General features: G+C 61.9%; 10 protein-coding genes. 8 read left to right on the top strand and 2 right to left on the bottom strand.

Translation table 11 applies throughout. From position 1 onward, the window contains the following. Nucleotides 1–9 precede the first annotated feature (9 nt). Together ptsP and prfA are read left to right on the top strand one after the other, a co-directional pair. Nucleotides 10–2283 (top strand): phosphoenolpyruvate--protein phosphotransferase, encoded by a 2274-nt coding sequence (gene ptsP, locus WBQ96_RS27080; protein ID WP_336555961.1) that lies wholly within the window; start codon nt 10–12, stop codon nt 2281–2283. Between the two features lie 49 nt (nt 2284–2332). Continuing rightward, on the top strand, nt 2333–3412 hold the full coding sequence (gene prfA / locus WBQ96_RS27075) for a peptide chain release factor 1 (protein ID WP_336555963.1): 1080 nt from the start codon (nt 2333–2335) through the stop codon (nt 3410–3412). Here prfA and WBQ96_RS27070 read toward each other — a convergent pair. Beyond that, entirely contained in the window at nt 3377–3550 is a 174-nt protein-coding gene (locus tag WBQ96_RS27070) for a hypothetical protein (RefSeq protein WP_337035953.1), read from the bottom strand. The genes prfA and WBQ96_RS27070 overlap by 36 nt on opposite strands. Here WBQ96_RS27070 and prmC point away from each other — a divergent pair. From prmC to WBQ96_RS27040, 6 genes are all read left to right on the top strand, one after another. Further along, nucleotides 3495–4277: a peptide chain release factor N(5)-glutamine methyltransferase gene (gene prmC / locus WBQ96_RS27065; protein WP_337035952.1), complete on the top strand. Its 783-nt coding sequence runs from the start codon at nt 3495–3497 to the stop codon at nt 4275–4277. The two genes, WBQ96_RS27070 and prmC, sit on opposite strands and share 56 nt — an antisense overlap. A 310-nt stretch (nt 4278–4587) precedes the next feature. Beyond that, on the top strand, nt 4588–5409 hold the full coding sequence (locus WBQ96_RS27060) for a DUF4167 domain-containing protein (protein WP_442920908.1): 822 nt from the start codon (nt 4588–4590) through the stop codon (nt 5407–5409). Nucleotides 5410–5608: 199 nt separating this feature from the next. Continuing rightward, nucleotides 5609–8215 (top strand): ATP-dependent chaperone ClpB, encoded by a 2607-nt coding sequence (gene clpB, locus WBQ96_RS27055; protein ID WP_336555967.1) that lies wholly within the window; start codon nt 5609–5611, stop codon nt 8213–8215. A gap of 20 nt (nt 8216–8235) precedes the next feature. Then, nucleotides 8236–8592, top strand: a complete 357-nt coding sequence (locus tag WBQ96_RS27050) for an MmcQ/YjbR family DNA-binding protein (protein ID WP_336555981.1) — start codon at nt 8236–8238, stop codon at nt 8590–8592. Between the two features lie 137 nt (nt 8593–8729). After that, nucleotides 8730–10205, top strand: a complete 1476-nt coding sequence (locus tag WBQ96_RS27045) for a L,D-transpeptidase (protein ID WP_336555969.1) — start codon at nt 8730–8732, stop codon at nt 10203–10205. A gap of 209 nt (nt 10206–10414) precedes the next feature. Continuing rightward, nucleotides 10415–11854 (top strand): MFS transporter, encoded by a 1440-nt coding sequence (locus WBQ96_RS27040; protein ID WP_336555971.1) that lies wholly within the window; start codon nt 10415–10417, stop codon nt 11852–11854. Nucleotides 11855–11875: 21 nt separating this feature from the next. Here the strand turns inward: WBQ96_RS27040 and WBQ96_RS27035 are convergent, their stop codons facing one another. After that, nucleotides 11876–13840: a M23 family metallopeptidase gene (locus tag WBQ96_RS27035; protein WP_336555973.1), complete on the bottom strand. Its 1965-nt coding sequence runs from the start codon at nt 13838–13840 to the stop codon at nt 11876–11878. Between the last annotated feature and the right edge of the window lie 356 nt (nt 13841–14196).

The following is a 14196-nucleotide window of genomic DNA, read 5'->3' as shown; positions in this document are numbered from 1 at the left end:
CGGCACCTGATGCGTGACACGGCCGGCGGTCCACGCGTTCTCTTGAAACGGCTTCGTGAGCTGATGGCGGAGCCGCTTGAAGCGCAGGAGCGGCTTGACCGGATCGTGCACGACATCGCCCAGAACATGGTGGCTGAGGTCTGCTCGCTCTATGTGCTGCGAGCTGATTCGGTTCTCGAACTCTACGCCACCGAAGGTCTGAACCCGGGCTCGGTCCACTTGGCCCAGTTGCGGCTCGGACAGGGTCTGGTCGGCACCATCGCGGCCAGCGCGCGCGCGCTGAACCTGTCGAACGCGCAGGAACATCCAGCCTTTGCCTATCTCCCGGAAACGGGCGAAGAAATCTACAACTCCTTCCTCGGCGTGCCGGTGCTCAGGGCAGGGCGCACGCTGGGCGTTCTTGTCGTCCAGAACAGGACGCAGCGGCATTATCGCGAGGACGAGGTCGAGGCGCTGGAAACCACCGCCATGGTGATTGCCGAGATGATCGCCACCGGCGATCTCGCCCGGCTGACGCGCCATGACGGGCTGGAGCTCGATCTGCGCCGCCCGGCGAGCTTCAAGGGCCTCTCCTTCAACGAAGGCGTCGGGCTCGGCCATGTCGTGCTGCATGAGCCGCGCATCGTCGTCACCAACCTATTCAACGAGGACAGCGAGCAGGAAATGCGCCGCCTCGAATTGGCGCTCGGGTCGCTGCGGCTTTCCATCGACGACATGCTGTCGCGCCGCGAGGTCGCCTTCGAAGGCGAGCATCGCGAGGTGCTGGAAGCCTACCGCATGTTCGCCAATGACCGTGGCTGGGTGCGCCGGCTGGAAGAGGCGGTTAGCAACGGCCTGACCGCCGAAGCCGCCGTCGAAAAGGTGCAGAGCGACATGCGCGCGCGCATGCTGCACATGACCGACCCCTATCTGCGCGAGCGGATGAGCGATTTCGACGATCTCGCCAACCGCCTGCTGCGCCAGTTGATGGGCCGTGCGCCGGAAGATGTTGCGGCCTCGCTGCCGAAGGACGCGATCGTCGTTGCTCGCTCCATGGGTGCTGCCGAGCTGCTCGACTATCCGCGCGAGAAGCTGCGCGGTCTCGTGCTGGAAGACGGAGCCGCCACCAGCCACGTCGTCATCGTGGCGCGCGCCATGGGCATTCCCGTCGCCGGCCAGATGAAGGGCGCCGTCTCGATGGCGGAAAACGGCGATGCGATCATCGTCGACGGCGAGGACGGCACCATTCACCTGCGGCCCCAGCCGGACCTCGAAGCAGCTTACGCCGAAAAAGTCCGGTTCCGGGCGCGCCGGCAGGAACTCTACCGCGAACTGCGCAGCAAGCCGTCGATTTCCAGGGACGGCATCCATATCGATCTCCTGATGAATGCAGGGCTTGCCGTCGATCTGCCGCAGCTGGCCGAGGCGGGCGCGAGCGGCATCGGTCTGTTCCGCACCGAATTGCAGTTCATGGTCGCCTCGACCTTCCCGCGCGCCGAGGCGCAGGAGCGGCTCTATCGCGATGTGCTCGATGCCGCGCAGGGCAAGCCCGTCACCTTCCGCACCATCGATATCGGCGGCGACAAGGTGCTGCCCTATTTCAAGGGCTCGGTCCATGAAGAGAACCCGGCGCTCGGCTGGCGCGCCATCCGCCTGACGCTCGATCGGCCCGGTCTCCTGCGCGCGCAGGTCAGGGCCTTGCTCAAGGCTGCCGGCGGACGCGAGCTGAAGCTGATGCTGCCGATGGTAACCGAGCTTGGCGAGATCGCGCAGGCGCGTGAACTCATCGAGCGCGAAGTGCGGCACCTGTCGCGCTTTGCCCATCATCTGCCGACCAGCCTCAAGCTCGGCGCGATGCTCGAAGTGCCGTCGCTGCTGTGGCAGATCGACGAATTGATGCAGACGGTGGATTTCGTTTCCGTCGGCTCCAACGACCTGTTCCAGTTTGTCATGGCGACGGATCGCGGCAACACCCAGCTTTCGGATCGCTTCGACCCGCTGTCGGTGCCGTTCCTGCGGGTACTCAAGCACATAGCCGATGCAGGCCATCGCAATCACACGCCGGTGACGCTTTGCGGAGAACTCGCGGGCAAGCCGATTTCGGCAATGGCGCTGGTTGGTCTCGGCTATCGCTCGATCTCGATGTCACCCGCCTCGATCGGCCCGGTCAAGGCGATGCTGACCGAATTGCCGGTTGCGGAGTTGACGTCGTTCCTGCACGACAATATGTCCGGTCCAACCGTCGGCCTGCCTATGCGCGCGCTGCTGCAGACCTTTGCCGACGACCGCTCCATTCCGCTTTGAAATTCAGGTGAGGGCGGCCTGACGTGTATCTCGTCGAGTACAAATAACGATGATCAGCTTGCCCCGCGACCGCATGGACCAGGTAGTGAAGCGCTTCGACATGCTCGAAGCGCAGATGGCGGCTGGGCCCGACCCCGAAGCCTATGTCAAGATGGCCTCGGAATACTCCGACATACAGGACATGGTCGCCAGGATCAGGGAGCTTCGTTCCGCCGAACAGGAACTTGCCGATCTCGAAACCATGCTGGCCGACAAGGGCACCGATGCCGAGATGCGGGCGCTGGCGGAAGGCGAGCTGCCGGGGGTCGAAGACAAGATCGAGGCGCTGCAGAAGGATATCCAGATCCTGCTGCTGCCCAAGGATGCTGCCGACGAAAAGAACGCGATCCTCGAAATCCGCGCCGGCACCGGCGGCGATGAAGCTGCACTTTTCGCAGGCGACCTGTTTCGCATGTATGAACGCTACGCCGCCGAGCAAGGCTGGCGTTTCGAGGCTGCGTCGGCAAGCGAGGGCGAGGTCGGTGGATACAAGGAAATCATCGCCACGGTGTCGGGCAAGGGCGTCTTTGCCAAGCTGAAGTTCGAATCCGGCGTGCACAGGGTCCAGCGCGTGCCGGCGACTGAAGGCAGCGGGCGCATCCACACTTCGGCGGCGACAGTTGCGGTGCTGCCGGAGGCTGAAGAAGTCGATATCGAGATACGCTCGGAAGACATCCGCATCGACACGATGCGCGCCTCGGGTTCGGGCGGCCAGCACGTCAACACCACCGACTCGGCGGTCCGCATTACCCATCTGCCCACCGGCATCATGGTGGTGCAGGCCGAAAAATCGCAGCACCAGAACAGAGCGCGCGCCATGCAGATCCTGCGGGCGCGGCTGTTCGACATGGAGCGGTCGAAGGCGGACGAAGAGCGCTCGGAATCGCGCAAATCGCAGGTCGGCTCGGGCGACCGTTCGGAACGCATCCGCACCTATAATTTCCCGCAAGGCCGCGTGACCGACCATCGCATCAACCTCACGCTCTACAAGCTCGACCGGGTGATGATGGGCGAGCTCGACGAGATCATCTCGGCGCTGATCTCCGACCACCAGTCAAAGCTTCTTGCCGATATCGGGCTGGATGGCTGAGACCTCGAAAACCGCCACGCTGTCAGGCGCTTTCCGCGCCGCACGCGACAGGCTTGCGGGAGCTGGCGTCGAAAATCCGGCGCTGGATGCGCGGCTGATCGTCGAGCATTTTTCCGGCACGACGCGCAAGGACGCCATATTGATGCCGGACCACGTTCTCGGCGCGGAGATACTCGCCGCGATCGAGGCTGCGATAGCCAGGCGGACTGTGGGGGAGCCGGTTCATCGGATTCTCGGGTTTCGCGAGTTCTATGGCCTGAAGTTTTATCTCTCGCCTGAGACGCTGGAGCCCCGCCCGGATACAGAGACGCTTGTCGACATGGTGCTGCCTTTCGTGCGTGAGACAGCCGACCAACAAGGGGAGTGCCGCATCCTCGATCTTGGCACCGGCACCGGCGCGATCCCGCTTGCTTTGTTGAGCCAGGTGGAAAAGGCGGTCGCGGTTGGCGCCGATATTTCGCAAGGTGCGCTGACCACCGCCCGCCGGAATGCCGAAGAACTTGGGCTTGCCGATCGGTTCAGGACAAAAAAATCCGACTGGTTTGCAAAAATTTCCGGGCGCTTCCATTTAATCGTCTCAAATCCGCCCTATATACCTAGCAAAGACATTGATAGCCTTGAGCGGGACGTGCGAGACTTTGATCCGCATCTTGCGCTTGATGGCGGAGACGATGGTCTCGATCCCTATCGCATCATCGCTGCAGGAGCGGCAGTTCATCTGGAACGAGGCGGCAAGATCGCCCTGGAAATCGGATTCGATCAGAGGATAGACGTTACGGGCATTTTCCGCGATGCGGGATATGAACTCGCAGTCGCAAGACATGATCTTGCCGGAAACGACCGTGCGCTGTTTTTCCGACGTTGAATCAAAGTGTTGTATTGAATCGAAAAAATACTTGGCAACTCTCGGGAATGCCGCTAGGTTCGAATTACCGGATGAGACGAAGCAGGCAGTGCTGTTATCGATTCGGTTCCCTTGGAAACAAACTGCCTTCTTGCGTAAACGACGCTTTTGCTTCGTGTGGGGATCACCCGGCAAGTGACAAGAGACCAAACGGAATGGCACGTGACGCCAACGCAATTGATGCGGGCGAACACCATCGTAAGTACACGAAACGGCTGGCCGCCGAGGCGCCCCGTTTGCGCAATTTTTTATAAATCATGAAGAGAGTCGGATGAGGCCACAACAGCAGAACAGGCGCATGCGCGGCCGCAACAACAATGGCGGTAGCGGCAGCAATAATAATAACAATAACAACAACAATAATAACAACCGCAAAGGGCCAAACCCGCTGACGCGCAATTATGAGAGCAACGGTCCGGATGTGAAAATCCGCGGCTCGGCGCAACAGATCGCCGAAAAATACGCCACGCTTGCCCGCGATGCACAAAGCGCCGGCGACCGCGTGATGGCGGAGAACTACCTGCAGCATGCCGAGCATTACAATCGCATCATTGCCGCCGCCCAGGCGCAGATGCCGATCCAGCATGTGCAGCAGCAGAACCGCGACGACATGGATGACGATTCGGATCAGGATTTCGACAATGTCGGCAATGCGGTCAACGCGCCGCAGCACGGCAACGGACAGCAGGCCGGTGGTCAGGAGCCCGAGGCGTCTCAGGATGCCAGTGATGGTTCCGGGCCGCAGCCGGTCATCGAGGGCACGCCCGCCGAAGTCGCGCTGAACACCGAAACGGCGACCGAACCTTCGGCTGGTCGCGGCCGTGGCCGCCGTCCGAGGCCTCCACAGGCAGCACCTGCGCCGGAACCGGTCGCGGAAGCTGCTCCGGTAGCCGAGATAGCTCCGGTCGCAGAGGCTGCCCCGGCTGTTGAGGCTGCTGGTGAAGAAGCTGCTCCGGCACCGCGTCGCGGCCGTCGTCCGCGCCGTGGCGAGCGTCTTCCCGATGAAGCGAAGGCTGAAGCTTCAGGCGAAGCATCTGCCGAGACCGCGCCGGATGCGGATGGCAATACGGTTCTGGCAGCCGTCAACGGCTGATCGAGCTTTCTATCGACAGGAATATGCGGCGGGGACTTTGTCTCCGCCGTTTTTGTTTGTACGGTTGGTTGATGCCGTCTTGAGGAATTTTCGCGCATTCCCATATCTGGTTTGAAATGGACCCGGCTCGATAGAGAGGGTCCGTCACCGTAAGCTGATCCGGTGCCGCAAAGCGGGCCGGTGATGAAAGGAGACAGGTATGAATCTAGAGAAATACTCCGAGCGCGTTCGGGGCTTCATCCAGTCCGCGCAAACGCTCGCACTATCCAGAAATCATCAGCAGTTCACGCCCGAACATATCCTGAAGGTCCTCGTCGATGACGATGAAGGCCTCGCTGCGTCGCTGATCGAGCGCGCCGGCGGTCGTCCGCGCGACGTCAAGCTCGGCGTCGAGGCGGCACTCGAGGCGATGCCGAAGGTCGAGGGCGGCAATGGCCAGCTCTATCTGGCGCAGCCGCTGGCCAAGGTGTTTTCCACCGCCGAGGAGCTGGCCAAGAAAGCCGGCGACAGTTTTGTCACCGTCGAGCGTCTGCTGCAGGCGCTTGCCATGGAAAAGTCGGCCAAGACCGCCGACATCCTGGCCAAGGCCGGCGTGACCCCACAGGCGCTGAACCAGGTTATCAACGATGTCCGCAAGGGCCGCACCGCCGATTCGGCTTCCGCCGAGCAGGGCTATGATGCGCTGAAGAAATATGCACGCGACCTGACCGCGGATGCCCGCGCCGGCAAGCTCGATCCGGTCATCGGCCGCGACGACGAGATCCGCCGCACCATCCAGGTCCTGTCGCGGCGCACCAAGAACAACCCCGTGCTGATCGGTGAGCCCGGCGTCGGCAAGACGGCGATCGCCGAAGGCCTGGCGCTGCGCATCGTCAATGGCGACGTGCCGGAATCGCTCAAGGACAAGCAGTTGATGGCGCTCGACATGGGCTCGCTGATTGCCGGTGCGAAATATCGCGGCGAGTTCGAGGAGCGGCTGAAAGCGGTCCTGTCCGAAGTGACGGCTGCGAATGGCAACATCATCCTGTTCATCGATGAGATGCACACGCTGGTCGGCGCCGGCAAGGCCGATGGCGCGATGGATGCCTCGAACCTCTTGAAGCCGGCGCTGGCACGCGGCGAGCTTCACTGCGTTGGTGCGACCACGCTGGAAGAGTATCGCAAGCATGTCGAAAAGGATGCCGCACTCGCGCGGCGCTTCCAGCCGGTCTTCGTCGAGGAACCGACCGTCGAAGATACGGTCTCGATCCTGCGTGGCCTGAAGGAGAAATACGAGCAGCACCACAAGGTGCGCATCTCGGACTCCGCACTCGTTTCGGCTGCAACGCTGTCGAACCGCTACATCGCCGACCGTTTCCTGCCTGACAAGGCGATCGATCTGGTTGACGAGGCCGCGTCGCGGCTGCGGATGCAGGTCGATTCCAAGCCGGAAGCGCTGGACGAGGTCGACCGCCGCATCATGCAGCTCAAGATCGAGCGCGAGGCACTGAAGGTCGAGACGGACGAAGCCTCGAAGGATCGGCTTGTCCGGCTCGAGAACGAGCTTGCCAATCTGGAGGAGGAATCAACCGAGATCACCTCGAAATGGCAGGCGGAAAAGCAGAAGCTCGGCCTCGCCGCCGACCTCAAGAAAGAGCTTGAAGAAGCCCGCAACGACCTCGCCATTGCCCAACGCAAGGGCGAGTTCCAGAAGGCGGGCGAGCTTGCCTATGGACGCATCCCCGAACTGGAAAAGCGCCTGCAGGAGGCGGAAGCCCAGGACGGCAAGGTCGGCATGGTCGAGGAGGTGGTCACGCCCGACCACGTCGCCCATATCGTCTCGCGCTGGACCGGAATTCCGGTCGACAAGATGCTGCAGGGCGAGCGCGACAAGCTGTTGCGCATGGAAGACGAGATCGCCAAGCGCGTGATCGGCCAGGGCGAAGCGGTGCAGGCCGTTTCCAAGGCGGTGCGTCGTGCCCGTGCCGGGCTTCAGGACCCGAACCGGCCTATCGGTTCGTTCATGTTCCTCGGCCCGACGGGTGTCGGCAAGACCGAACTGACCAAGGCGCTGGCGAGCTTCCTGTTCGACGACGAGAGCGCCATGGTGCGCATCGACATGTCGGAGTTCATGGAGAAGCACTCGGTATCGCGGCTCATCGGCGCGCCTCCCGGCTATGTCGGCTATGAGGAGGGTGGTGCGCTGACCGAAGCGGTGCGACGCCGGCCCTATCAGGTCATATTGTTCGACGAGATCGAGAAGGCGCATCCCGATGTCTTCAACGTGCTGCTTCAGGTGCTCGACGATGGCCGCCTGACCGACGGTCAGGGTCGCACGGTCGATTTCCGCAACACGCTGATCATCATGACGTCGAACCTTGGCGCGGAATATCTCGTCAATCTCGGTGAGGATCAGGATGTCGACATCGTCCGCGACGAGGTCATGGCGGTGGTCAAGGCGTCGTTCCGGCCGGAATTCCTGAACCGGATCGACGAAGTCATCCTGTTCCACAGGCTGCGTCGCCAGGACATGGGCAAGATCGTCGAGATCCAGTTGAAGCGGCTGGAAAGCCTGCTTGCCGATCGCAAGATCAGGCTCGAGCTGGACACTGACGCCATCGACTGGCTGGCCAACAAGGGCTACGACCCGGCCTACGGTGCACGTCCGTTGAAGCGCGTCATGCAGAAAGAACTGCAGGACCCGCTGGCTGAGAAGATACTGCTCGGCGAAATCCTCGACGGCTCGAAGGTGAAGGTCACCGCCGGTTCGGATCGGTTGAACTTCCGTTCGAAGCCGGTAAAGGTCGAGGCCGAACAGGCCGCATGATCAGACGAAGCGAGGCGCAGATGACGTTGGACGAATACAACGGCTTCTGTGCCTCGCTGCCTTCCACCACCCACGTGGTGCAATGGGGCGGGGCGCATGTGTGGAAAGTTGGCGGCAAGGTTTTTGCCATCGGCGGGTGGAACGACGGCGACGGCCTGTTCGTCACCTTCAAGTGCTCCGAAATGGCCTATGATATTCTCAAGGAGCAGCCGGGTTTGCGGCCTGCTCCCTATCTCGCCTCACGCGGCATGAAATGGATACAGCGCCAGACCGGCGAAAGCATGGATCTTGGCGCGCTGAAGGACTATCTCCGCGAAAGCTACCGGCTCATCGTGCAGAAGCTTCCGAAAGCCACCCGCAAGCAACTCGGATTATAGACATAGCGCGGCCATCTTCATGCCGGGTTCATATTGGAACTTCTACGCGTATCAACGCATTTGCGGGTTATCGTATGATCGAGCGCGGGATGCTGCCGCTTCGCGGCGGCAATGACGAATCGGGGATTTTGGCTAGAATGGTCGGCAAACTCTTTGTAGTTTCGGCTTTTGCAGCAGGGTTTTGCACCTTTGGCGCGCAGGCCTCCGTGTCGTCGGATACGCGTTCGGAGGAGAATTCCCGGCGAATCACCATGAATGGCGGCGATGTGCTGCTCGCCCAGGCCGGCGACGTCGAAGTCTATTTCGACGGCAACGGCAACAGGGTGATCGTCGATTCCTACACTGGTCAGGTGATCGCCATTCAGCCGCCTCGCGGTGTCGTTGGCCAGCGTGACCGAAGAGCTTTGCGCCAGCGCGAGTTGCGTCGCAGCGATCCCTATTATCAAGGCGATCCGGCCTATGGCGAACGCTCGCGGCGCGATGAGCTGCTTGGGCCGGCTGACGAAGGCTATGACGAATATCCGAACAATGGCGGTTATTCGCGCAATGCGCCGCGCGAAGAATTTCCTCCCGCTCCGGGCCGGGCATTTCCCGACGAACAGGCCGATCCCAATGGCGGCTACGGGGCTGAGCCGCAGATCGTGCGGCGCGAACCGGTCGAGCGGTCTCCCCTCGGAACCCCGGGACTTGAACCACCGCAGACATCGCCGTCGATCTCCGAGCCGCCTGCCATTGGTGGCGCCACGGTCGAACCGCCCACCACCTTCACCGCGCGCGAAGATGTTGCCGGCATGCAGATACTGATGGACCGCGCCGGCGCTTCGCCCGGCGTCATCGACGGTAAGTTCGGCTCCAACGTCGACAAGGCGTTCGAGGCCTATCGGCAGTTGACGGGAACCAACCTGAAATCCACGGATACAGCGGCGATCAAGGAGGCGCTCGCGGCGTCCGGCGGCGATCCGTTCGTCAACTATATGATCACGCCGGAAGATGCGGCCGGTCCGTTCGTGGCCTCGGTGCCTGCTGACTACAGCCAGAAGGCGCAACTCGATCACATGAGTTACACCTCGGTTCCCGAGATGCTGGCCGAGCGGTTCCACATGGACGAGACATATCTCAGGTCGCTCAACCCGCAGGCCAATTTCTCGCGCCCCGGCACGATCATCCGCGTCGCCAATATCGGCAAGCCGGTGACGACAAAGGTTCAGCGCATCGTCGCCGACAAGAGGCTGAAGCAGGTTCGCGCCTATGATGCTGAGGGCAAGCTCGTGGTTGCTTACCCGGCAACGATCGGCTCGTCGGATACGCCTTCGCCGACTGGCACGCATGCCGTGTCGCGCGTCGCGCTCAATCCCAACTACACCTACAATCCCAAGCTCAACTTCAAGCAGGGCGACAACGACAAGATCCTGACCATTCCGCCCGGTCCCAACGGTCCGGTCGGTACGGTGTGGATCGCGCTCGACAAGCCGACCTACGGCATCCACGGCACGCCCGATCCGTCCAAGATAGGCAAGACGGAAAGCCATGGCTGCGTGCGCTTGACGAACTGGGATGCGCAGGAATTGGCGAAGCTGGTGAGCCCGGGCGTTACGGTCGAGTTCACCGACTAAGCTGTGTCGATATTCAGGTGAGGGCGGCCCCCTGGGCTGCGGCCATGAAGGTCGTTGGACTGCCGTTTGCTGTCGGCAGGGTACTAACCCACGCTTGAGCACGCGCATAATGTGGCCGCATGAGCACGCCCGAATCAGCAGTTTTGAACAACGAACTACCGCCGAAGACGGCTCGAACGTTCTGTCCGCCGGCGAGCCGGCGCTTCGTCATGTTGTCGGCAATACTCGCCTCCAGCATGGGCTTCATCGACGGTTCGGTCGTGTCACTGGCAATGCCGGCGATCCGCGTTGATCTTGGTGCCTCGCTGATCGATGCCCAGTGGATCAGCAATGGCTACATGCTGTTTCTTTCCGCACTCGTGCTGCTCGGCGGGGCGGCCGGCGATGTCTTCGGCGTTCGCAACATATTTGCCGGCGGCATTGCTGTGTTCATGGTGACCTCCCTGCTTTGCGCCATCTCGACGGATGCCGACATGCTGATCATCATGCGCGCGTTGCAAGGCGTGGGTGCGGCCTTCATGGTTCCGGGCAGCCTTGCCATCATCGCCAAATCCTTTCCGGCTGAAACGCGCGGCAAGGCGATCGGCCAATGGGCCGCCTTCTCTTCGCTGACGATGGCGCTGGGACCGTTTCTGGGTGGCATGGTTTTGTCGTTCGGCGACCCCTGGATGTGGCGGCTGATATTTGCGATCAACGTGCCCATCGGCGTGCTGGCGCTACTCATGATCTTCGTCAAAGTGCCGGCGGATAGGCCGTCGGAAAAGCGCCGTCTCGATATTCCGGGTGCTGTTCTGGCGACTGTGGGGTTGGGCGTCATCGCCTGGGGCCTGACCAGTTTCGGTCTGCCCACTGAGGGCCAGATCGTCGCGCCGATCATATGGGTCGTGATCGGCATTGCGCTTTTTGCCGCCTTCATTCTCTGGGAGAGCCATACCCGTTCGCCGATGGTGAAGCTGGAGCTGTTTCGCTCGCGCGCCTTTTCAGGTGCCAATCTTTATACGCTGATCCTGTTCTTTGCCTTCAGTGCCGTGCTGTTCTTCCTGCCGATGACGCTCGTTTCGGCCTGGGGCACCAAGGAATGGCAGGTCAGCCTGCTGTTCATTCCGTTGTCGCTATTCATCGCGCTGCTCTCCGGTTCCGCCGGCAGGCTCGCCGATCGTAGAGGGCCGCGGCTGCCGCTTACCTTGGGCGCCGCCATCGTGACCGTGTCCTATACCGGCCTGGCGCTCACCATGCCCTTGATGCAGATATGGACCGTAACGCTTCCCCTGCTGTTGCTGAACGGTCTCGGCATGGCGATCCTGGTATCGCCGCTCTCGGCGGCAGTGATGCTGGCGACGCCTGACGAGGATACCGGGCTTGCTTCAGGCGTGAACAATGCGGTTGCGCGGGCGGCGGGATTGATGGCGGTTGCCGCGCTCGGCGCCGTCGCCGGTCTTGTCTTTGCGAAGGTCCTAGGGGATGGCGCGCCAGGCGTCGAATTCGGCGCATTTTCGCCAACGCCTTTGACGCCTGCGATAGAGGCCCTGCGCGTGGAGGCAACGAATCGGGCGTTTCAGGCGATCGCCGGGATATCAGCGGCGATGTGCGCGCTCGCGGGTATCGTAGCCTGGGTCACCCAGCCGGCATGGCGCGAGAAAAAGATCTGATTGCCACGCAAGGCAAGTCAATCAGCGGGCGGCGCTTTCCTTGGCGCTCGCCACCTTCAGCGTTCCCGCATTCTCTTCCTTGAGCAGGTCGTCGATCCGCTCGCGCTCGCGCTTGAAAGAAACGAGTTCGTCGCCGTTCAGAATGCGGCCAACCGGAAGGCGCACGCGCATCGGGTCGACCTTGGTGCCGTTGACGATGAGCTCGTAGTGAAGATGGGGGCCGGTCGCCAGGCCCGTCGATCCGAGATAGCCGATGACCTGGCCTTGGCGAACCCGTGCGCCCGGCACGATGCCCGAGGCGAATCCGCTCTGGTGATTGTAGGACGTCTCATAGCCGTTGGCGTGGCGGATGATCGTCTGCTTGCCGTAGCCGCCCGCCCATCCGGCCTTTTCGACGGTGCCGTTGCCGGCGGCGATGATCGGCGAACCGGTGGGTGCTGCCCAGTCGACGCCAGTGTGCATCCTGACATAGCCGAGGATCGGATGGCGGCGTCCACCGAAACCGGAGCGGAACACGCCGCTCGGCAGCGGATTGCGCAGCAGGAATTGCTTGGAGCTGCGGCCGTCCCCGTCGAAATAATCGAAGGTCCCGTCCTGCAGCTGGAAGCGATAGAAATTGCGCGTCGCCCCGCCAAAGGTCGCCGAAACATAAAGGAGCTGTGATTCGTCCGACATCTGGTCGTCGCTGTCGGGCTGCGAGAACAGAACCTCGAGGTGGTCGGACGAATTGAGGCGCGACTGAAAATCGACATCGGAAGCAAGCAGCTTGATGAGCTGCTTGGTCATGTCCTTGGACATGCCGTAGGAATAAGCCGCGCGATAGATGCCGTCATAGATGCTGGGCAGGCTGCCGCGCGCGACCGGCGACGGTGAATCGTCGAAAGCCGTCAAAAGCTCGGGATTGGGCTCGGGCTCGTTCGTCGTCACATATTGCTTGCGGTCGTTGAGCGCGATGGTCAGCAGGTGCTGGGTGCGGTCATAGACGCTGGTGCGCACGACCTGCGCCTTGTCGCCGCGTATCTCGAGCCCGACCCGCAGGACCGTACCGGCCTTGAGCGTCGAGCCGTTCAGTATCTTGGTAATGGCCTCCGCCATGCTGGCGGCGTCATCGCCCGTGTAGCCCGAATCGTTGAAGGCTTCGGTGATGTCGTTATCAGCCGTGAAAGGGATGATGTCTTCGGCATAGGTCAGCGCCGAATCATCGCTGCCGATTCGCGGTGAGACGGAAACATTCTCCGGCACGATGCGAACGCCATAAGAGCCGGCGAGTGTCTGCGTCGCGAACGAACTTCCGAAACGCTCGGGATCGACATAATGGAGTGCAGCCACCTGCACGTCGCCATCGGTCAGGATCGCTCCCGTCGTCCGCACCACCTGTTCGACCTCATCGGCGGACAGGTCGCTCTTCTCGTCGAAGGCGGCGGTGTCCATCGGGAAATCGACCGTCTTGAGGCTCATTTCGCTTTCGACCTTGACGCCGTAGATCTGGCCGGCGGGAGCGGCGGCGATCTGGGCCGCGCCATCCTCGGCAAAGACGTCTAGCGGATCGAATGCGGGATAGCTGCGCGTGGTCTTGTAGCCGGCGGCCAACGACATCTTGATCTGGACAAAGGGAACAGTGCGGACAACGTCGCGGTCGCCGACGCGGCTCGACATGGAGACTTCCATGCGCCGCTTGTCCTTTGCCCGCGAAATCTGGCGCAATTGCACCAGTCTTGCAGCCTTGGCGTCCTGGCCGCCGCCGTCCTTGTTCTGCGCTGCGCCGGTGTTCTGCGCGATTTCCGGCGGTGTCGCCAATTGCTCTCGCCCATCGAGCGCGGCGAAAAGGGCAACGCCCATGAGAACGCTGGAAGTGACCCCGGTAAGGAATGTGCCGGAAAGCCAGCGTGCCGATACCTCACGCCTGTCCGGCGGCCCGCTGCGCCCGTCGGCGATCAGTGGCGGCTCGTTGCCGAGTTCAGCTATGGTCTGATCTGTATCGTGCATTCAGAGCGGTGGCGTTTCCCGATCGGCAGCCGGCGTTTTATCCTGATTGCTCCGACAATTGCCTGTCGTGGCAGCCGAAGTCAAACAAAGGCTCCTGGTCTCGCGCCCGCTCTGGTGGATCTCCATATATAGAACGCGCGCGCGAAGGTCGTAATTTCGTTGCGAAGGCAGAGACATTGACGGGCATTGAGGCCGCAATAGGGCTCCAATGTGGCTGCGCCGGCAAAACGCTTTGCCGCGGAAAGGGGCTGACGCAGCGTCCGCAAGGCGCGCGAATTTTCTGTCTCAAAAACTTCATCTTTGTTGGAAATGGTTGTTGACAGGTTGGGAAGGTGGCGACTATATACGCCTCAACA

Source organism: Mesorhizobium sp. CCNWLY176 (assembly GCF_037153935.1).
GTDB lineage: Bacteria > Pseudomonadota > Alphaproteobacteria > Rhizobiales > Rhizobiaceae > Mesorhizobium_M > Mesorhizobium_M zhangyense.
This window is presented reverse-complemented; position numbering and strand designations above follow the sequence as displayed.